This window comes from Amphiplicatus metriothermophilus (genome assembly GCF_900199215.1).
GTDB lineage: Bacteria > Pseudomonadota > Alphaproteobacteria > Caulobacterales > Parvularculaceae > Amphiplicatus > Amphiplicatus metriothermophilus.
The window spans coordinates 437575-456274 of sequence record NZ_FZQA01000002.1 but is presented as its reverse complement, the minus strand read 5'-3'; the positions used below and the strand labels follow the sequence as shown (position 1 = coordinate 456274).

The 18700-nt window shown below is 67.1% G+C and carries 16 protein-coding genes; 12 read left to right on the top strand and 4 right to left on the bottom strand.

Going from position 1 to position 18700, the window contains the following annotated elements; genetic code table 11:
- Positions 1-2 precede the first annotated feature (2 nt).
- The gene (locus CHB64_RS06910) at positions 3-503 is read left to right on the top strand and encodes a DUF6265 family protein (protein WP_089411854.1); all 501 of its coding nucleotides are present in this window, start codon (positions 3-5) and stop codon (positions 501-503) included.
- Between the two features lie 41 nt (positions 504-544).
- Here CHB64_RS06910 and CHB64_RS06905 read toward each other — a convergent pair whose 3' ends face one another.
- Complete coding sequence (locus CHB64_RS06905; protein WP_089411853.1) at positions 545-1483, bottom strand: haloalkane dehalogenase; 939 nt, start codon at positions 1481-1483, stop codon at positions 545-547.
- A 107-nt stretch (positions 1484-1590) separates the two neighbouring features.
- Here CHB64_RS06905 and lpdA point away from each other — a divergent pair, with 107 nt between their 5' ends.
- The 4 genes from lpdA (at position 1591) to CHB64_RS06885 (ending at position 8520) form a co-directional block, all read left to right on the top strand.
- Positions 1591-3018 (top strand): dihydrolipoyl dehydrogenase, encoded by a 1428-nt coding sequence (gene lpdA, locus CHB64_RS06900; RefSeq protein WP_089411852.1) that lies wholly within the window; start codon positions 1591-1593, stop codon positions 3016-3018.
- 354 nt (positions 3019-3372) lie between these two features.
- Positions 3373-4986, top strand: coding sequence for an acyl-CoA carboxylase subunit beta (locus CHB64_RS06895; protein ID WP_089411851.1), 1614 nt, complete (start codon positions 3373-3375; stop codon positions 4984-4986).
- A 96-nt stretch (positions 4987-5082) separates the two neighbouring features.
- Positions 5083-6264 carry an acyl-CoA dehydrogenase family protein gene (locus CHB64_RS06890; protein ID WP_089411850.1) on the top strand — a complete coding sequence of 394 codons (1182 nt, stop codon included), beginning with the start codon at positions 5083-5085 and terminating at the stop codon, positions 6262-6264.
- 249 nt (positions 6265-6513) lie between these two features.
- Positions 6514-8520 carry an ATP-binding protein gene (locus tag CHB64_RS06885; protein ID WP_089412028.1) on the top strand — a complete coding sequence of 669 codons (2007 nt, stop codon included), beginning with the start codon at positions 6514-6516 and terminating at the stop codon, positions 8518-8520.
- 27 nt (positions 8521-8547) lie between these two features.
- On the opposite strand, the gene CHB64_RS06880 is transcribed toward CHB64_RS06885, so the two are convergent.
- A complete protein-coding gene (locus tag CHB64_RS06880) occupies positions 8548-10035 on the bottom strand; it encodes an aldehyde dehydrogenase family protein (RefSeq protein ID WP_089411849.1) in 1488 nt (495 codons plus the stop codon).
- A 350-nt stretch (positions 10036-10385) separates the two neighbouring features.
- On the opposite strand from CHB64_RS06880, the gene CHB64_RS06875 reads away from it, so the two are divergent.
- From CHB64_RS06875 to CHB64_RS06855, 5 genes are all read left to right on the top strand, one after another.
- Positions 10386-11711: a M24 family metallopeptidase gene (locus CHB64_RS06875; RefSeq protein WP_200815257.1), complete on the top strand. Its 1326-nt coding sequence runs from the start codon at positions 10386-10388 to the stop codon at positions 11709-11711.
- Positions 11712-12007: 296 nt separating this feature from the next.
- Complete coding sequence (locus CHB64_RS06870; protein ID WP_234993321.1) at positions 12008-13456, top strand: DegQ family serine endoprotease; 1449 nt, start codon at positions 12008-12010, stop codon at positions 13454-13456.
- 4 nt (positions 13457-13460) lie between these two features.
- Positions 13461-14771: a replication-associated recombination protein A gene (locus tag CHB64_RS06865; protein ID WP_089411848.1), complete on the top strand. Its 1311-nt coding sequence runs from the start codon at positions 13461-13463 to the stop codon at positions 14769-14771.
- Entirely contained in the window at positions 14768-15208 is a 441-nt protein-coding gene (locus tag CHB64_RS06860; protein ID WP_089412025.1) for a GNAT family N-acetyltransferase, read from the top strand. The genes CHB64_RS06865 and CHB64_RS06860 overlap by 4 nt, the downstream gene beginning before the upstream one ends.
- Positions 15205-15969 (top strand): sterol desaturase family protein, encoded by a 765-nt coding sequence (locus CHB64_RS06855; RefSeq protein WP_089411847.1) that lies wholly within the window; start codon positions 15205-15207, stop codon positions 15967-15969. The genes CHB64_RS06860 and CHB64_RS06855 overlap by 4 nt, the downstream gene beginning before the upstream one ends.
- Here the strand turns inward: CHB64_RS06855 and CHB64_RS06850 are convergent.
- On the bottom strand, positions 15950-16303 hold the full coding sequence (locus CHB64_RS06850; RefSeq protein ID WP_089411846.1) for a DUF190 domain-containing protein: 354 nt from the start codon (positions 16301-16303) through the stop codon (positions 15950-15952). The genes CHB64_RS06855 and CHB64_RS06850 overlap by 20 nt on opposite strands.
- Before the next feature lie 2 nt (positions 16304-16305).
- Entirely contained in the window at positions 16306-16710 is a 405-nt protein-coding gene (crcB, locus tag CHB64_RS06845; protein WP_089411845.1) for a fluoride efflux transporter CrcB, read from the bottom strand.
- Between the two features lie 173 nt (positions 16711-16883).
- Between crcB and CHB64_RS06840 the strand changes: the two genes are divergently transcribed.
- Both CHB64_RS06840 and CHB64_RS06835 read left to right on the top strand, forming a co-directional pair.
- Complete coding sequence (locus CHB64_RS06840; RefSeq protein WP_183234016.1) at positions 16884-17882, top strand: RluA family pseudouridine synthase; 999 nt, start codon at positions 16884-16886, stop codon at positions 17880-17882.
- Entirely contained in the window at positions 17879-18607 is a 729-nt protein-coding gene (locus CHB64_RS06835) for an ATP12 family chaperone protein (RefSeq protein WP_200815256.1), read from the top strand. Before CHB64_RS06840 ends, CHB64_RS06835 begins: the two co-directional genes overlap by 4 nt.
- Positions 18608-18700 lie beyond the last annotated feature (93 nt).

The window sequence follows — 18700 nt, the reverse complement described above, 5'->3', positions numbered from 1 at the left end:
CGATGGGCGGATTGCTGAAAAGGATGGCGGCGGGGCTTGCGGCGCTGGCGTGCTGGATCGGCGCGGCGCAGGCGGACGATCTCGCCGCGCTTGATTTCATGACAGGCCAGTGGCGCGGAACGGGCGAGGCCGCCGGCGCGGAGGAATGGTGGTCGCCGGCGGCGGCGGGCACGAAGGTCGCCGCCTTCCGCTGGACGCAGGGCGAGCGGTTCATCGTCGCCGAGCTTGTCATCATCAGCGCCGAGGAGGACGGAATCTATCTGCGCTTCAAGCATTTCAACGCGGATTATTCCGTATGGGAGGAAGACGCGCCGCTCGCCTATCACCTCGTGTCGGCGGACGGCGAGCGGGCGGAGTTTCGCCTCATCGAGCCCAATCCGCGCGTCCCGGCCGCGCTCATCTATCAAGGGCTTGGCGAGGAGCTGAGATTTCGCGGCACGAACGCGCCGGATGCTGATTCGCATCCGGACGATCTCGTGTTGACGTTCGAGCGAGCCCGCTAAGCTCGTTGCGCGCGCGGCGGACGCGGCGGGGCTGCGATCCGTCACGCCAGGGCGAACCTTTTCAGCGCCTCCCTGGCGATCGGCGCGCCCCATTCCTGCACGAAATGGCCGCCCTCGGCGACCTCCATCGGCTCGGGGCAGCCGCGGATGAACTTTCTGAGCGCGTGCATGGCGGGCGGGCCGAGCACCGGGTCCTGCATCCCGATCGCCATGAAGGACTCGCCGGCCCATTCCTCCAACCAGAACTTCCGCGCCCGGAGCGACGTCTCGACGCCTTCCTTGGACAGCGGCGTCAGGTCCGCCGCGCCTTTCTCCTTCAGCATGACGAGCTCGGGAAAGCGCCGGACGCCGCCCTTGTAGGACTGGTCGGGGAAGGGCGCGGCGTAGGCCGCGGCTTCCTCGTCGGAAAGAATGGGCGTCGCGCGCTTCATCAGGCCCGCAACGTCGAGATCGGGCTGCGAGCGATTGAAAGCCCGCCACATGGCGAAGCCTTCCGGGGCCTCCTCGCCCGCGGGCAGGCCGGTGTTCATGACGATGAGCCGCGTATAGCGCGCCGGCGCCTCCATCGGCAGGGTGAGGCCCAGCACCCCGCCCCAGTCCTGCACGACGAGGCATACGTCCTTGAGGTCCAGCCGTTCGACGAAGGCGAGCAGCGCGTTGCGGTGAAAATGATAGGTGTACGTCTCGTCGTCCGCCGGCTTGTCGGAGCGCCCGAAGCCGAACATGTCGACGGCGACGGCGCGTCCGCCGGCCTCGACGAAGACCGGGATCATCTTGCGGAAGAGATAGGCCCAGGTCGGCTCGCCGTGGATGCACAGAAAGACCGGCCCGTCCTTCGGCCCATCTTCCGGCGCGACGTCGACATAATGCATTCTCAGACCCTCATAGCCGGGCAGGTCGTCGACATAGCGCGGCTGGTAGGGCCAGCCCGGCAGATTCTCGAAACGCGCCTCAGGGGTGCGCAACGCCTTGATCGTCATGGTCTCCTCCCGTCTTTCATTCCGCGGCCGCCCCGCTATAGTCGCGCCGAATTCCGGCGCGGCCAACGCCCGGCCGCAGCTTTTCGATCACGAAGGAGACAGAAGCCATGGCGGAAATCGCTTGCGACGTTTGCGTGATCGGGGCGGGGCCCGGCGGTTATGTGGCCGCGATCCGGGCGAGCCAGCTCGGCCTCAAGACCGTCATCGTCGAGCGCGAGCATCTGGGCGGGGTCTGCCTCAACTGGGGGTGCATTCCCACGAAGGCGCTCCTGCGCACCGCCGAGATCTACGGCTATTTCCAGCACGCCAAGGCGTTCGGCCTGAAAGCGGAGAATGTCGGCTTCGACCTCGAGGCGGTCGTCGAGCGCTCGCGCAAGGTCGCCGGCCAGCTCTCCAAGGGCGTCGGCGGGCTCATGAAGAAGAACAAGATCCAGGTGATCGACGGCGCCGCGCGCCTCGCCAAATCGACGAACGGCGCGGGCGCGCCCCTCGTCAAGGTCAAGACGAAGAACGGCGGCGAGGAAACCGTGCGCGCCAGACACGTCATTCTCGCCACCGGCGCGCGCGCGCGCACCCTGCCTAAGGCCGGGCTCGAGCCCGACGGCAAGTTCGTGTGGACCGCGAAGGAGGCGATGGTTCCCGACGCGATGCCCAAGCGGCTGCTGGTGGTCGGCTCCGGGGCCATCGGCATCGAGTTCGCGAGCTTCTACCGCTCCCTCGGCGCCGAAGTGACCGTGGTGGAGATGCTCGACCGCATCCTGCCGGCGGAGGACGAGGAAATCTCCAAATTCGCCGAAAAGCAGTTCAAAAAGCAGGGCATGACCATCCTCACCGGCGCGACGGTCGAAAAGCTCGAGAAGAACAAGCAAAGCGCGATCGCCGCGGTGAAGAAGAAGGACGGCAAGACCGAAAAGGTCGAAGCCGACCGCGTCATCGTCGCCATCGGCATCACGGGGAACACGGATGGCCTCGGCCTCGAAGAGCTCGGCGTCAAGGTCGAGAAGGGCCATGTCGTGGTCAACGAGTGGCTGGAGACGGGCGTCAAGGGCCTGTACGCCATCGGCGATCTCGTCGGCCCGCCCTGGCTGGCGCACAAGGCGAGCCATGAGGGCGTGATCTGCGTCGAGAAGATCGCGGGGCTCAACACCGTTCATCCGCTCGACGTCTCGAAAGTGCCGGGCTGCACCTATTCGAATCCGCAGGTCGCCTCCGTCGGCCTCACTGAGGCCGAAGCGAAGGAGAAGGGTTACAAGGTGCGCGTCGGGCGCTTTCCCTTCGTCGGCAACGGCAAGGCGATCGCGCTGGGCGAGCCTGAAGGCCTCGTCAAGACGGTGTTCGACGACAAGACCGGCGAGCTTCTCGGCGCTCACATGATCGGCGCGGAGGTGACCGAGCTCATCCAGGGCTTCGGCGTCGCCCGCACGCTGGAGGCGACCGAGGAAGACCTCTTCCACGCCGTCTTTCCGCACCCGACGCTCTCGGAGATGATGCACGAATCAGCGCTCGATGCGTTTGGACGGGTGGTGCATATTTGACGGATTGCGCAGACTACGGACGCGCCGTCATGCTGCGCCGGGCGGTCGGGATCAAGCCCGGAATTTGCGCCGCCGCCGGGGCGATCGATCCTGGATCCCGGCTCTCCGCTGCGCTCCGGCCGGGATGACGGCGGGGTCTTCGGCGTGATCGCGCCCCGTGCAAGGCGAACGATAACAATCTGAATTTCCGCTATTTTTTCGATCCATCCCCGAAAACGGGGATAAAACGTGGATAGTTATCCCCGCCTTTCGCGCCGGGGGTAGGATGGACTGCGCCTCGCGCTTGACCTGGGGCGGGGCGCGCATTGCCATGGGGCCGAACGCGGCGCCCGAAGGCCAGAGAAAAGGAGGCTCATGCCGGTCTTTGAAAGCCAGATCGATCCGCGCGCGGAGAGCTTCGCGGCCAATCGCGCGGCGCACCTGAAGCTCATCGAGGAATTCCGCGCGCTCGAGCGGCGGATCGTCGAGGCGTCGAACCGCGCCCGGCCGAAATTCGAAAAGCGCGGACAGCTTCTGCCGCGCGAACGGCTCGCGCTCATCCTCGACCGCGGCGCGCCGTTTCTCGAGCTGTCGACCCTCTGCGGCCATAAGATGCATGACGACGACGGAGAGGCGAACGTTTCCGGCGGCGGCGTCGCCGGGATCGGCTTCGTCGCGGGCGCGCGCTGCCTCGTCTCGGCTTCCGACAGCGGCATCAAGGGCGGGGCGGCCACGCCCATGGGCGTCGAGAAGGCGCTACGCGCCCAGGCGATCGCGCTGGAGAACAAGCTGCCCTTCATCCAGCTCATCGAAAGCGCGGGGGCGAATCTCTTCCGCCAGGCGGAGATGTTCGTCGCCGGCGGGCGCACCTTCGCCAATCTCGCGCGGCTGTCGGCTGCGGGCTGCCCAGTCATTTCCGTGGTGCACGGATCGTCGACGGCCGGCGGCGCCTATCAGACGGGGCTGTCGGACTATGTGGTCGCGGTGAGGGGCCGCACGAAAGTGTTTCTCGCCGGCCCGCCGCTTCTGAAGGCCGCCACCGGCGAGATCGCGACCGACGAAGAGCTCGGCGGGGCGGAGATGCACTATCACGTCTCCGGCACCGCCGAATACATGGCCGAGAACGACGCGGACGGCGTCCGCATCGCGCGCGAGATCGTCGCCAAGCTCCAGTGGAGCCGCGACGCGCCCGGCCGCGCGCGGACGTTCCGCGAGCCGGCCTACGACCCGGAGGAGATCCTCGGCGTCGTCCCCGCGGACTACCGCGTTCCCTATGACGTGCGCGAAGTGATCGCGCGCGTCGTCGACGGCTCGGACTTTCTCGATTTCAAGGCGGGCTACGGCGCGGCGACGGTCTGCGTCCAGGCGGAGATCGCCGGCCACGGCGTCGGGATCATCGGCAATAACGGGCCCATCGACGCCGACGGCGCGGCCAAGGCCGCCCAGTTCATCCAGCTCATGTGTCAGGCGGGCGCGCCGGTCGTCTTTCTTCAGAACACGACGGGCTATCTCGTCGGAACCGACGCCGAGCAGCGCGGCATCGTCAAGCATGGCAGCAAGATGATCCAGGCGGTGACCAACATGACCGCGCCGAAGCTGACGCTGCATATCGGCGCGAGCTTCGGAGCGGGCAATTACGGGATGTGCGGGCGGGCCTTCGATCCGCGTTTCATCTTCGCCTGGCCCAACAACCGCATCGCCGTGATGGGCGGCGAGCAGGCGGCCAAGACCATGCGCATCGTCGCCGAGGAAGGCGCGCGCCGGAAAGGCGAAGAGCCGAACGAGGCTTTCCTCGACGCCATGGCGAAGCAGATCGTCGAGACTTACGACCGCGAGTCGACGGCTTTGTTCGCAACCGCGCGTCTGTGGGACGACGGGCTCATCGACCCGCGCGATTCGCGCAAGGTTCTTGCTTTCTGCCTCGACACGGTCGCGGAAGCCGAAGCGCGCCGCCTGCGGCCCAACACCTTCGGCGTGGCGAGGATGTGATGATTGGCAATCCCCTCGACGGCCGTCATCCCGTGCGCGCAGCAGCATGCAATGCTGCGGCGCGTCCGGGACGATGCAACCCAAGGAAGCTGAACAATGAACCTCACCCCTGAACACGAGCAGCTTCGCGATACGCTCAAGCGATTCATCGACGCGGAGATCAATCCGTATGTCGATGAGTGGGAAGAAGCGGAAATCTTTCCCGCCCATGAGGTGTTCAAGGGGCTGGGCGAGCTCGGACTTCTCGGCGTGACCAAGCCGGTCGAATATGGCGGGCTCGGGCTGGACTGGTCCTACGGGGCGGTCGTCGCGGAAACCCTCGGCCATATCAATTGCGGCGCCATTCCCATGGCGATCGGCGTGCAGACCGACATGGCGACGCCGGCGCTTGCGCGCTTCGGCTCCGACGCGGCGAAAGAGGATTTCCTGCGCCCGTCGATCAGCGGCGATTACGTCGCCTGTCTCGGGGTATCGGAGACGGGCGCGGGCTCCGACGTCGCCTCCATCAAGACGACGGCGCGGAAGGACGGCGAGGATTACGTCGTCAACGGCGGCAAGATGTGGACGACGAACGGGACCCAGGCCGACTGGATGTGCCTGCTCGCCAACACCTCCGACGACGCGCCGCATCGGAACAAGACCCTCATCTGCCTGCCTTTGCGCGACGACAAGGGAAAACTCCGCCCGGGGATCGAGATCGCCCGCAAGCTCAAGAAGCTCGGCATGAGAAGCTCCGACACGGCGCAGTTCTTCTTCGAGGACGTGCGCGCGCCTCAGCGCTACCGCATCGGCGAGGAGGGTGCGGGCTTCATGTATCAGATGCTCCAGTTCCAGGAGGAGCGCCTGTGGGGGGCGCTTTCCGGCCTCGTCGGCATGAGGAAGACGATCGAGTCGACCATCGACTACGCCCGCCAGCGCAAGGCGTTCGGCAAGTCGATCCTCGACAATCAGGTCGTCCATTTCCGCATGGCCGAGCTGATGACCGAGGTCGAGGCGCTGCGCGCGCTCGCCTGGGAGTGCGTCGAGCAGATGGTCGCGGGCGAGGACGTGACGCTCAAGGCGTCGATGGCGAAGCTCAAGGCCGGCCGGCTTCTGCGCGAGGTCAACGACTCCTGCCTGCAATATTGGGGCGGCATGGGCTATATGGAGGAGACGCCGATCTCCCGCTCATATCGCGACGGGCGGCTCGCCTCCATCGGCGCCGGCGCCGACGAGGTGATGCTCTCCATCATCTGCAAATATATGGGGATTCTCCCCGGCAAGACGAACAGAGAGTGAGAGGATGAGGCGTTCCTCGCCAATGAAGGGATCGCATTCGCCGGGATTCGTCCGTAGCGGGAATGTTTCACGTGAAACATCGCTTGGACGTCATCCCGGGCGCGTTGCGGCGGGAAGCGCCGCAACACAGACCCGGGATCGGGCGCAGGCCGGAAAGCAAGCGAGTCAGCGGGATAAACGAGCGCGGCGCAAGATCGCGGATCGGCGCCGCAACACTGCGTGCTGCGGCGCGTCCGGGATGACGAAGCCATGCTGAAGCCCATCCGCGCCCTTCTCATCGCCAATCGGGGCGAGATCGCCTGCCGCATCATCAGGACGGCGAAGGCGCGGGGAATCCGCGCCGTCGCCGTCTATTCGGCCGCGGACGAAGACGCGCTTCACGTGAAACGGGCCGACGAGGCGATCTTCATCGGCCCGCCAGCGCCGGCGCAGAGCTATCTCGACATCGAGGCGATCATCGCCGCGGCGAAGAAAGTCGGCGCCGACGCGATCCATCCCGGCTACGGCTTCCTGTCCGAGCGCGCCGCTTTCGCCGAAGCGTGCGAAAAGGCCGGGATCGCTTTCGTCGGCCCGCCGGCTTCGGCAATCGCCGCGATGGGCGACAAGGCCGAAGCGCGCCGGCGCATGAGCGCGGCGGGCGTGCCTTGCGCGCCCGGCTATGACGGCGCGGACCAGTCGCCGGCGCGTTTTCGGACGGAGGCGGACAAAATCGGCTATCCCGTCATGGTCAAGGCCGCCGCGGGCGGAGGCGGGCGGGGGATGCGCGTCGTTCAGGGACCGGAGGAGCTTGAGGACGCGCTTGCTGGCGCGCGCAAGGAAGCCGAAAGCGCCTTCGGCGACGGGCGCCTCTTGCTGGAGAAGCTTGTCGTCGGCGCGCGCCATGTGGAGATTCAGGTTCTCGCCGACGCGCACGGAAATGCGGTTCATCTCGGCGAGCGCGACTGCTCGCTCCAGCGCCGACGCCAGAAGGTGATCGAGGAGGCGCCGTCGCCAGTCGTCGGTCCTGAAACCCGTGCGGCGATGGGCGCGGCCGCGGTCGAGGCCGCCCGCGCCGTCGGCTACCGCAACGCCGGCACCGTGGAGTTTCTGTTCGAGCCGTCGACGCAGTCCTTCTATTTTCTGGAAATGAATACGCGCCTTCAGGTGGAGCATCCGGTCACGGAGCTTGTGACCGGGCTTGATCTCGTCGCGTTGCAGCTCGACATTGCGGAAGGGTGCCCCTTGCCATTCGGCCAGGAGGACGTCCGTCTCGACGGATGGGCGATTGAAGCCCGTCTTTACGCTGAGGATCCGGCGAAGGGATTCCTGCCGCAGACGGGCCGGCTCGCATGTTTCGATCTTCCGTCCTGTGATGGCGGGCCGACCGCTCGCCGCGAGGCTTCTTCTGATTCGAATGCGTTCTTGCGCGTCGATGCAGGCGTCGAAGCCGGCGACGCCGTCTCGCCGCATTACGACCCGCTGATCGCGAAACTCGTCGCGCATGGGCGCACGCGAGACGAAGCGCGCCTGCGGCTCGCGGCCGCGCTTGACGACGCCGTCATTCTGGGCGTGACGACGAACGCGCCGTTTCTCGCGGGCCTGCTGCGCGACGAGGCTTTCGCGAAAGGCGAAGCCGACGTCGGCTATATCGAGCGCGCGCTCGACCGGCTCGCGCCTGCGCCGGCGCCGGTCTCCGCGCTCGATATCGCGCTCGCCGCCGCGACGCTGGCGGACTGGCGCCTTGATGATCCGCTTGCCGGGTGGAATTCGCGCGGCCCGACGGCTTTTCCGCTGAAACTTCAGCATGGGGATGAAATTATCGAGGCGCGGGCGATCATCGACGGCCCGCGCGTCACGGGCTTTCTGGGAGACGGGCAAGCGTCCGTCGAAGCGCTGGCGATCGAAGACGGACGCATCCGTTACCGGGTCGACGGCGCCGTTCGTTGCGCGCGGTTTGCGCGCGAAGGCGCGCGCCTGCACCTCAAGGGCGCGGGGCCCGCGCGCACCTTCGCCGACATGACCCATGCGCCGGCGGGCGCGCAGGCGGGCGGCGGGAACGAGGTGCGCGCGCCGATGGCGGGCGTGGTCGCCAGCGTTTTGGTGAAACCCGGCGACGCGGTGAAGAAAGGCCAGACGCTCATCGCCGTCGAGGCGATGAAGATGGAGCACCGCCTCGCCGCGCCGCGCGACGGCGTAGTCGAGACCTTGTCCGCCTCGGTCGGCGATCAGGTGGCGATCCGCGCCGTGCTGGCCCGCCTGGCGCCGGCGCAGGACTGAGATCGATGAGGAGAGATTACAACGTCCTTATCCATTCCGTATGGTGACGGTTTTGGTTTCGGTATAGGCGTTGAGCGCCTCCTCGCCGAGTTCGCGGCCGACGCCGGACATCTTGAAGCCGCCGAAAGGCGCGGCCGGATCGACGATGTTGTAGCAATTGACCCACACCGTACCGGCCCTGAGCCGCGCGCTCACCGCATTCGCCTTGTCGAGATCGCGCGTCCACACCGCGCCGGCGAGGCCGAACATGGAGTCATTGGCGCGCCGGATCGCCTCGTCGGCGTCCTTGAACTTCAGCACGCCGACGACCGGACCGAAGATCTCGTCGGTGGCGATCGCCATTTCGTCGCGCACCTCGGCGAAGACCGTAGGCGCGACGTAAAAGCCCTTCTCGCCGACTCGCTCGCCGCCGGCGGCGAGGCGCGCGCCCTGCTCGCGGCCGAGGTCGATATAGCGCATGATCTTCTCGAACTGGGCCTGGTCGATTTGCGGCCCATGCTCCGTGTCCGAATTCAGAGGGTCGCCGATGCGCCGCTTCGCCGCTTTTTCGGCGAGCTTCTCGACGAAGCGGTCGTAGATCTTCTCATGTACGAAGGCCCGGCTGCCCGCGCAGCAGTTTTGTCCCTGATTGAGAAAGATCGCGCCGAAGGCGCCCTCGACCGCCGCGTCGAGATCGGCGTCCTCGAAGACGATGTTGGGGCTCTTTCCGCCGAGTTCGAACGTGAGGCGCTTCATCGAATCAGCGGTCTCGCGCTTGATGATTTGCGCTGTTCGGTATTCGCCGGTGAAGGCGATTTTGTCGACGCCGGGATGCTTGACGATCGCTTCGCCCGCGCCGCCGCCCCCGAAGCCGGGCAGAATGTTGAGCACGCCCGGAGGAACGCCCGCTTCGAGGGCGAGCTCGCCCGCGCGCAGGGCGGTGAGCGGCGTCTGCTCGGCGGGCTTCAGGATCGCCGCGCAGCCGGCCGCGAGCGCGGGCCCGAGCTTCCATGCGGCCATGGCGAGCGGAAAATTCCAGGGAATGATGAGACCGCATACGCCCACGGGCTCGCGCCTCGTATAGGTGAAAAAGGGACCCGAAACGGGGATCGTCCGGCCCTCGATCTTGTCGGCCCAGCCGGCGAAATAGCGGATGGTCGCCGCCGCGCTCGGAATGTCGTAGCCGAGCGCTTCCGCGATCGGTTTGCCGTTGTCGAGGACTTCGAGGCGGGCGAGCTCCTCCATGTTCGCTTCGATGAGATCGGCCCATTTCATGAGCAGCCGGCCGCGCTCGCGCGCGTCCATCCGCGCCCAAGGGCCGTCTTCGAGCGCGGCGCGCGCGGCCCTGACGGCGCGGTCGACATCCTCCGGGCCGGCTTCGGCGACCTCGGCGATCACTTCCTCCGTAGACGGGTCGATCGTGGCGAAGGTTCGCCCGCTCGCGGCGTCGTGAAACGCGCCGTCGATCAGAAGCTTCGTCTGGCGCACGGGAACTGCGCCCTTGTGGGACTTGGGAAGATTGACGGCGGCGGTCATAAGTCTCCAGTCTCCTTTCCATGGTTTCAGGCCCGCAGACGGTCGGCGAAATCGGCGCGTCGCCGCACCTGTCGCGCTCACTATCGCCCGGATCAGACCGAGCATGACGGAAAAACTATATGCAGAACCGGAAAAGTCGGCGCCGATCGCAAGAATCGCATGAGAGCGAATGCTCGCCTGCGAACATATTCATATCATCAATTACAGCAGGATCGCATCCTTTCCAGGAGCGTGTCAACATTCCGTATAAGGAAGCATCAGCCGGCCTTTCCGTTTTGCAAGGCCGCGCTTGCGCTTTCACTGAAATTGCTTATCACTTTTACACGGCCGACCGAAGAAAGGACGCATGAATGGCTGAAGCGGCGGCGAAGAACGCGAAGAAAAAAATGAAAGGACGACTGCGGGCGTTTCCGAAGGAGGAGTACGCCGCCCGGCTCGAGCGCGTGCGCAAGGCGATCGCGGAACGCGGCCTCGACGGCATGCTGGTCTCGAGCCCGGAGAACATCTGCTACCTTACCGGCCTCAGCTATCTCGGCTATTTCGCCTATCAGCTTCTCCTCGTGCCGCTCGAAGGCGAGCCGTCGCTCATCACCCGCGCCATGGAGCAGGCGATCATCCGCGACAAGGTGCCGGACGTGCGGCATGTGAAATATTCCGACGGGGTCGCGCCGCTGCCGCCTTCGGCCAACGGCGAGGACGGGCCGCGTCTCGACGAGGCGGGCGGCGGCGTGCGGCCCTGGTCGACCAGCCTTGGCGTGCCGACGCGTGCAGGGCCGGGCGGGGCGGCGGTCTACGAAGGACCCGCGAAGGCGACCGTCGAGGCCATCGTGGAAAGCGGGCTTGAAAAGGCCCGACTGGGCATCGAGGCGAGCAGCTCCCTGTTTCCCTACGGCATCGGCCAGGCGATCATCGAGGCGCTGCCGAACGCGCGCTTCGAGGCGGCCTCGAATCTCGTCACCGACGTGCGTCTCATCCAGTCGCCGGCGGAGCTCGCCTATACGCGCAAGGCCGCCGTCATCACCGACTCGATGATCCTGTCGGGCGTCGCCGCGGCGGGCCCCGGCGTGCCGCAGCCGGACATCATGGCCGCGATATACCAGACCATGTTTCATCGCGGCGGCACCTATCCGGGCTTCGTGCCGCTGGTGCGCGCCGCCCACACGCTGGATCATGAACATGGTTCGTGGGAGGATCAACGCCTGGAGAGGAAGGACATTCTCTTCCTGGAAATGAGCGGCTGCGTGGAGCGCTATCACGCTCCGGCGGGCCGGCTCGTCTTCATCGGATCGGCGCCCAGGCGCGCCTACGAGATGCAGCGCGTCTGCGAAGAGGCGATCGAGGCCGCCGCCGACAGGATCCGTCCCGGCGTCGCGGCCGAAGACGTCTACGCCGCCTGGCAGGGCGTGGTCGACCGTTCGGGCCTGGAGGGTTATCGCCGCCATCACTGCGGCTATGCGGTCGGCATCGGGTTCCCGCCGAGCTGGAGCGGGGGCGGGGTGCCGCTCGGCCTGCGCGCCGGCTCGAAGATGGAGCTTCGCGCCGGCATGGTTTTCCACCTGATGTCGTGGCTTCTGCGCACCGCGAAGGGCGATTACTTCCTGTCCGACACGGTCGTCGTGACCGAAAGGGGCTGCGAACGCCTGACCAAAGCCTCGCGCGACGTGGTGGCGCGGTGAGTCCGCAAGCGGCTGGACCGAGATCCCGCGCGAACATGCCGCGCGTCACGGCTTTCCCGACCGGATCACGCATGCGCGCCGCGGACTGGCGGCGCGCTCCCTCGCGGCGCTTGCAGCCGGGCTTGCGAACGCTTGAACGCGCCGTTGGGTGGAGAAGGCGGCTCGCGGGCGGCAAGGGTTTCCGCACCCTTTCCCGTCCCGATCCCGCCACCATATTGTGGTGACTGCCGCGCTTCAGCGCCTCTGCTATAAGGACGCGGGCGTTGGCCGCGACAGGCGAAACAGGGGTCTGATCCATGCGTCTTCTATTTTGGGGAGTGATCGGTCTTTTGGCGTTTTCCAGCGCGGCCTGCGCCGAGTCCGGCGAGACCGCCGCCGCCGTGGCCGCTGCGGCCCAGGACGCGCCCGATCCCGCTCTTGAAGGGGAAACCATCGAAAGCGCGCCGCGCGTCGCGCCGCGGTCGATGGCGGAGATGCATCTTTCTTTCGCGCCGGTGGTCGAGCGCGCCGCGCCGGCGGTCGTCAACATCTACACGCGGCGCGTGGTCAATCGCTCGACGGGCGACCCCTTTTTCGACCGCTTCTTCGGCATGGGCCCGCGCGAGCAGACCTCCCTCGGCTCGGGCGTGATCGTCAGTCCGGACGGGGTCATCGTCACCAACAACCACGTCATCGAGAACATGACCGAGATCAAGGTCGTGCTCGCCGACCGGCGCGAGTTCGAGGCGCAAGTGCTGCTCGCCGATTCCAAAACCGATCTCGCCGTGCTGAAGATCGAGGCGGGCGAGCCGCTGCCCTTTCTCGAATTCGCCAATTCCGACGCCGTGGAGGTCGGCGACATCGTGCTGGCGATCGGCAATCCTTTCGGCGTCGGCCAGACCGTGACGAGCGGCATCATCTCGGCGCTGGCGCGCACCGGGGTGTCGATCACCGACTATCAGTTCTTCATCCAGACCGACGCGGCGATCAATCCGGGCAATTCCGGCGGCGCGCTCGTCGACGTCAACGGCCGTCTGGTCGGCGTCAATACGGCGATCTATTCGCGCACCGGGGGCTCGCACGGCATCGGCTTCGCGATTCCCTCCGCGCTCGTGCAGCAGGTGATCCGCTCGGCCGTGACCGGAGGCGAGCTGGTGCGCCCCTGGCTCGGCGCCGCTGCGGACACGGTGACCGCCGACATCGCGCGCGCCATCGGGCTGGACCGGCCGGCCGGCGCGATCATCACCGAGATCTGGCCGGGCGGGCCGGCCGATCGGGCGGGCCTCAAGGTCGGCGACGTGGTCACCGAGATCGACGGCGAGCCGGTCTATGACGCGGCGACCCTGCGCTACCGCGTCGGCGTGCGCAGCGACGGCGAGACGGCGACGGTCGTCTATCGGCGGGACGGCAGGGAGCGCACGGCCCGGGTCGCGCTGGCGCTGCCCCCTGACGAGCCGGCGCGCGATCCGCGAACCCTGGCGGGGCCGCATCCGCTCGACGGCGTGACGGTGGACAATCTCTCGCCGCGCTTCAACGAAGAGGTCGGGCTCGATCCGTTCCGCGCCGGCGTCGTGGTGGCGGAAGTGAATCCGCGCTCCTTCGCGGCGCGGCGGGGTCTGAGGCGCGGTTATCGCATTCTGTCCGTGAACGGCAGAAAAGTGCGCACCTCGGCCGAACTGGAACGCGAGATCAACCGTCCGGCGCGCCGCTGGGACATCGAGGTCGACACCGGCCGGCGCATCGTGACGTGGACGGTAGGACGATGAGCGGGTGAGCGATCTTTTCCACGCCGCCGGCCTTGACAAGGACGCGCCGCGCCCGCTCGCGGACCGGCTGCGCCCGCAGTCTCTCGACGAGGTGGTCGGACAGGACCATCTCATCGCCGAGGGCGCGCCGATCCGTCGGATGCTGAAGGCCGGACGGCTGTCCTCGATCATTCTCTGGGGTCCGCCCGGCACGGGGAAAACGACCATAGCGCGGCTCATCGCGCGCGAGTCGAAGCTCGAATTCGAGCAGATTTCGGCGGTCTTCTCCGGCGTCGCAGACCTGCGCAAGGTATTCGATCGCGCCGAGGCGCGCCGGCGCGCGGGCATGGGAACGCTTCTCTTCGTCGACGAGATTCACCGCTTCAACCGCGCCCAACAGGACGGCTTTCTTCCCAATGTGGAATCCGGCCTCATCACCCTTGTCGGGGCGACCACGGAGAATCCCTCTTTCGAGCTCAATCCGGCGCTCCTGTCGCGCGCGCAGGTGCTGGTGCTCAAGCGACTCGACGAGGCGGCGCTGGAGACGCTCCTCGCGCGCGCGGAGAAGGCCGAAGGGCGCCCTCTGCCGCTCACGCCCGAAGCGCGTGCGACGCTCGTCGCCATGGCCGACGGCGACGGGCGCTTCGCGCTCAACCTCGCCGAGGACGTGTTTCTGGAGCCCGAAGGCCGCGAGCCCGTAGGACCGGAAGAACTCGCGCGCATCGTCCAGCGCCGCGCGCCGCTCTACGACAAGGGCCAGGAAGCACATTACAACCTAATCAGCGCGCTGCACAAATCCGTGCGCGGATCGGACGTCGACGCCGCGCTTTACTGGCTGGCGCGGATGCTCGCCGGCGGCGAAGATCCGCTCTATATCGCGCGCCGGCTCGTGCGCATGGCGTCTGAAGACATCGGCATGGCCGACCCGACGGCGCTTCAGATCTGCCTCGCCGCCAAGGACGCCTATGACTTCCTCGGCTCGCCCGAAGGCGAGCTTGCGCTTGCTCAGGCGGTCGTCCATCTCGCGACGGCGCCGAAGTCGAACGCGGTCTATCGCGCTTTCGCAGCGGCGAGCCGCGCAGCGAAAGAGTCCGGCTCTCTCGCCCCGCCGCCTCACGCGATGAACGCGCCCACCAAACTGATGAAGCAGCTCGGCTATGCGGAAGGTTACGAATACGATCATGATGCGGAAGGCGCCTTCGCTGGGCTTGATTACTTCCCGCCCGGCATGGCGCGCCATGCTTATTACAAGCCGACGCCCTATGGCTTCGAAAAGGAAATCCGCAAGCGCCTCGATTATTGGACGGCGCGGCGCGCCGGGCGGGAGAAGAAATGAGCGGAACGCTAGTCTACGCCATCGAGAACGATCTCGACACGGATGAGTTCGTCGATGTGCTCATTCGCTCGACTCTCGCCGAGCGGCGGCTGGCGAAGGAGCGCGCCCGCATCGAGACGATGCTGCGCAACGCGAACCTGATCGTGACGGTGCGCGACTGCGAGGGCTGCCTCGTCGGGGTCAGCCGCTGCCTCACCGATTTCGCCTTCTGCTGTTACTGCTCCGACCTGGCGGTCGACGAGAGCCGGCAGGGCGAAGGCGTCGGCCGACGCCTGATCGAGGAAAGCGCCCGCGCGGCGGGGCCTTACGCTCATTTCTTCCTATTGTCCGCGCCGAAAGCGGAAGGTTTCTACGAGCGCATCGGCATGGTCCGCCATCCGGCCTGTTTCGAGCGCGCGGACTGGAAGCGCTTCGACGATGGGGCGGGCGCGGGATGATCGAAACCGTCCTCGCTTTCAAAATCTGGTTCGTCGCGGGATGGTTCGCGTTGTTTTTCGTTCTGGAACGGATGGCCGCCGCGGCGCCGCCGCCGAGGAATCGCCGTCGGCTGGCGGTCAACGGCGTTCTGTGGCTCATGATGATCCTCGTCTCGCCGCTGATCGTCCTGCCGCTGACGGCCTTTGCAAGCGCCCATCCCTTATGGACGCGGCCTGAAGACTGGTCCGGCCTTCCCGCGCTCGCCGTCGATATCGTGATCCTCGATCTGTGGGCCTACTGGGTCCATCGCGCCTATCACGAAATCCCGTTGATGCGGCGATTGCACATGCCGCATCACCTCGACGAGCATCTCGATACGACGACGGCGGTGCGCTTCCATGTCGGAGAAGTCGCCCTGTCCGCCGCGCTGCGCATGGCGCCCGTCGTCCTTCTGGCGATTCCTTTCGCCCATGTGGTCGTCTTCGAGACGGCGCTGCTCGCGGCGTCGATCTTCCACCATTCGAACGTAAGGCTGCCGCCGGCGCTCGAATCCGTCCTGTCTCGGATCGTCGTGACGCCCTCGATCCACTGGGTGCATCATCACGCGACCCGCCGCGACACCAATTCGAACTACGCCGGCGTGTTCAGCCTGTGGGACCCGCTGTTCGGCACCCGCAGCCCGACACGGCGGACGAGAGAGATGAAAATCGGCGTCGAAGGCGCTGAAGACCGGCCCTTATTGCCGCTCCTGCTCGCGCCCTTTATGAAGGAGACGCCGTAGCCTCGCCGTCGCCGTAACGCAGCACCTGCACTTTTTCCAGGGTGACGAGGCCGCTGCCCATCATGGCGTCGAGCACGGGCAGAAACGCCTCGATCTTCTCCTTGCTGTCGACGATCTCTATGACGATGGGCAGGTCCTCGGACAGGCGCAGGATTTTGGTCGTATGCAGACGGCTCGACCGCCCGTAACCCATGGGCGCGCGCAGCACCGTCGCGCCGGCGAGATGGCTCTCGCGGGCCTTCAGCACGATCGCCTCGTAAAGCGGACTGCCGTCATGCCGGTCGCTCTCGCCGATGAACACGCGCAGCAACAGCGCGTCACGCGGGATTTGCACTTCTAGCCTCCCTTAAGCTGGTTGAACGCCGCGGCCGCGACATGGCCGAGCCAGACGGCGCCCAGACACAACGCGACGGAAAGAATCACATTGCCCGCGGCCGGCCCCCATTCGCCCTCGCGTATAAGATTGAGCGTCTGCAGGCTGAAGGAGGAAAAGGTCGTATAGCCGCCGAGGAGGCCCAGCATGACGAACTGGCGCGCTTCCGTTCCAATAAGAAGCCGCCCGTCCGGCCCGCTCAAGGTGTTGAAAAAACCGATAAGGAAAGAGCCCAGCACGTTGACCGCGATGGTGCCCCACGGAAAGGTCGGTCCGGCAAGGCTCGCGACGAGTCCCGAGCACAGATAGCGCGCGCCGCTGCCGAGCGCGCCGCCGAACGCGACCCACAGAAAGACCTGCCAGCTCATGCCGGCTCCCGCCGCTTTGCCGTTCCTCCAGGGCGCCGGCCTAGCATGATCCGCCGCCGCGATCACCCCGCGGGCCCGTGCGGCGAATGGCCGGGGGACCGGCGCTCTGGCGCGCAGGGCGGCTGGCGCGTTAAAAGCGGCCGCGAAGAACGATGCGCAAGGAAAAGAATGTGATGAGCAAGAGCAGCGTGAGCATGGCGACGGTGACGGCGGAGGAGGCCGGAATGCGGCTGGACCGCTGGTTCCGCGCCCATTATCCGGCGCTGCGCCACGGCGCGCTCGAAAAGCTCCTGCGCACCGGCCAGATCCGCGTCGACGGCGGGCGGGTCAAGGCCGGCCGCCGACTCGAAGCGGGCGAGACCATCCGCGTCCCGCCGCTCGCCGCGGCGGCGCAGGAGACGACGGCGAAAAAGCCGGCGCTACCCGTCCGCGCCGAGGACGCGGCGTTCATTCGCTCCCTGATCGTTTACGAGGACGACGCCGTGATGGCTCTGGGCAAGCCCTTCGGTCTTGCGGTTCAGGGCGGGGCGAAGACCGGTCGTCACATCGACGCCATGCTCGCCGCTTTCGAAAAGAAGGGCGAGCGCCCGCGTCTCGTGCACCGACTCGACCGGGACACCGGCGGCCTTCTGCTGCTGGCGAAAACCCGCGCCGCGGCGGCCAGGCTCGGCGGCGCCTTTCAGCGTCATGAGGTCGAGAAAACGTACTGGGCGCTGGTCGCCGGCCAGCCCAGGCCGCGCGAGGGAACGATCGATCTGCCGATCGCCAAGCGCATGGTTCGAATCGGCGAGGGCGGCCAGGAGCGGGTGGTCCCTGCCGAGGGCGAGGACGCGAAAAAGGCGGTCACGGATTTTCAGACCATGGACGACGCCGGCCCCCAAGCGGCTTTCCTCGCGCTGCGTCCGCGCACCGGACGCACCCATCAGCTTCGCGTCCATTGCGCGGCGATGGGAACGCCCATCGTCGGCGACGGGAAATATGGCGGGCCGGCCGCGCGCCTTGAAGGCGTGGCGGGCCGGCTGCACCTGTTCTGTCGGGCGATGAGCTTTCCCCATCCGGCGACAGGCAAGCGCATGACGCTGAAAGCGCCGCTTTCGGGCCACATGTTGGAGACGTGGCGCTTCTTCGGCTTCGACGAGAACGCCGAAGTCGGCTGGCCGGAGATCGCATGATGGTCGAGCTCGCCCCGGCGAAGTCCGCGCGCCTGAAGCGCTTTTACCATGCGGTCGAGATCACGGAGGAGGGCGGGCGCTTTCCCGTCCTGCTGGACGGCAGGCCGGCAAAAGCGCCAGGCGGGCGAATGCTTGCGCCGCCGGCGCGCCCCGTCGCCGAGGCCGTCGCCGCAGAATGGCGCGCGCAGGGCGAGGCCGTCGATCTGGCTTCCATGCCGCTGACCCGTCTTGCGATCGCCGCGCTCGATCTCGAGGCCGGGGACGGCGCGCCATGGCGGGCGGCGATCGTCGATTATGCGCGCACGGACCTTCTCTGCTATCGGGCCGGCGAGCCCGCCGCGCTCGTCGAGCGCCAGGCGCGCGTCTGGACGCCCTATCTCGATTGGGCCCGGGAAGCGCTGGGCGCCCGCTTCGCCGTCACCGAAGGCGTCGTGGCCGTCGCGCAGTCGGCCGAAACCCTGGCCGCCGTCGAACGCGCCGTCGCGCGTCTCGATCCCTGGCGACTCGCCGCCGCTCGGCCGGCGACCGAGATCGCCGGCTCGGCGGTGCTGGGGCTGGCGCTCGCGCATCGGGCGTTCCCGGCCGCGGACATTTTCGTCGCCGCGCGCCTCGACGAGCGCTTTCAGGCCGAGCGCTGGGGCGCGGACGCCGAAGCCGCCGCGCGCGAGGCGCGGCTCGAAGCTGATTTCATGGCGCTTGCGCGGTGGTTCGAATTGTCGGCGTGAGCGGCGCCAGCTCAGGGCGGGGCGGCGCAACGTTCATAAAGCCGGGAATCAGCCGCGCCGAGCGCGCGGCTTTGGGAGCTGCGGCCGTTCGCA

Excerpts from the sequence above, each read along its gene's own strand:
- CHB64_RS06910 (WP_089411854.1), top strand. The coding sequence starts at position 3 with ATGGGCGGATTGCTGAAAAGGATGGCGGCGGGGCTTGCGGCGCTGGCG.
- CHB64_RS06905 (WP_089411853.1), bottom strand. The coding sequence starts at position 1,483 with ATGACGATCAAGGCGTTGCGCACCCCTGAGGCGCGTTTCGAGAATCTG.
- lpdA (WP_089411852.1), top strand. The coding sequence starts at position 1,591 with ATGGCGGAAATCGCTTGCGACGTTTGCGTGATCGGGGCGGGGCCCGGC.
- CHB64_RS06895 (WP_089411851.1), top strand. The coding sequence starts at position 3,373 with ATGCCGGTCTTTGAAAGCCAGATCGATCCGCGCGCGGAGAGCTTCGCG.
- CHB64_RS06890 (WP_089411850.1), top strand. The coding sequence starts at position 5,083 with ATGAACCTCACCCCTGAACACGAGCAGCTTCGCGATACGCTCAAGCGA.
- CHB64_RS06885 (WP_089412028.1), top strand. The coding sequence starts at position 6,514 with ATGCTGAAGCCCATCCGCGCCCTTCTCATCGCCAATCGGGGCGAGATC.
- CHB64_RS06880 (WP_089411849.1), bottom strand. The coding sequence starts at position 10,035 with ATGACCGCCGCCGTCAATCTTCCCAAGTCCCACAAGGGCGCAGTTCCC.
- CHB64_RS06875 (WP_200815257.1), top strand. The coding sequence starts at position 10,386 with ATGGCTGAAGCGGCGGCGAAGAACGCGAAGAAAAAAATGAAAGGACGA.
- CHB64_RS06870 (WP_234993321.1), top strand. The coding sequence starts at position 12,008 with ATGCGTCTTCTATTTTGGGGAGTGATCGGTCTTTTGGCGTTTTCCAGC.
- CHB64_RS06860 (WP_089412025.1), top strand. The coding sequence starts at position 14,768 with ATGAGCGGAACGCTAGTCTACGCCATCGAGAACGATCTCGACACGGAT.
- CHB64_RS06855 (WP_089411847.1), top strand. The coding sequence starts at position 15,205 with ATGATCGAAACCGTCCTCGCTTTCAAAATCTGGTTCGTCGCGGGATGG.
- crcB (WP_089411845.1), bottom strand. The coding sequence starts at position 16,710 with ATGAGCTGGCAGGTCTTTCTGTGGGTCGCGTTCGGCGGCGCGCTCGGC.
- CHB64_RS06840 (WP_183234016.1), top strand. The coding sequence starts at position 16,884 with ATGAGCAAGAGCAGCGTGAGCATGGCGACGGTGACGGCGGAGGAGGCC.
- CHB64_RS06835 (WP_200815256.1), top strand. The coding sequence starts at position 17,879 with ATGATGGTCGAGCTCGCCCCGGCGAAGTCCGCGCGCCTGAAGCGCTTT.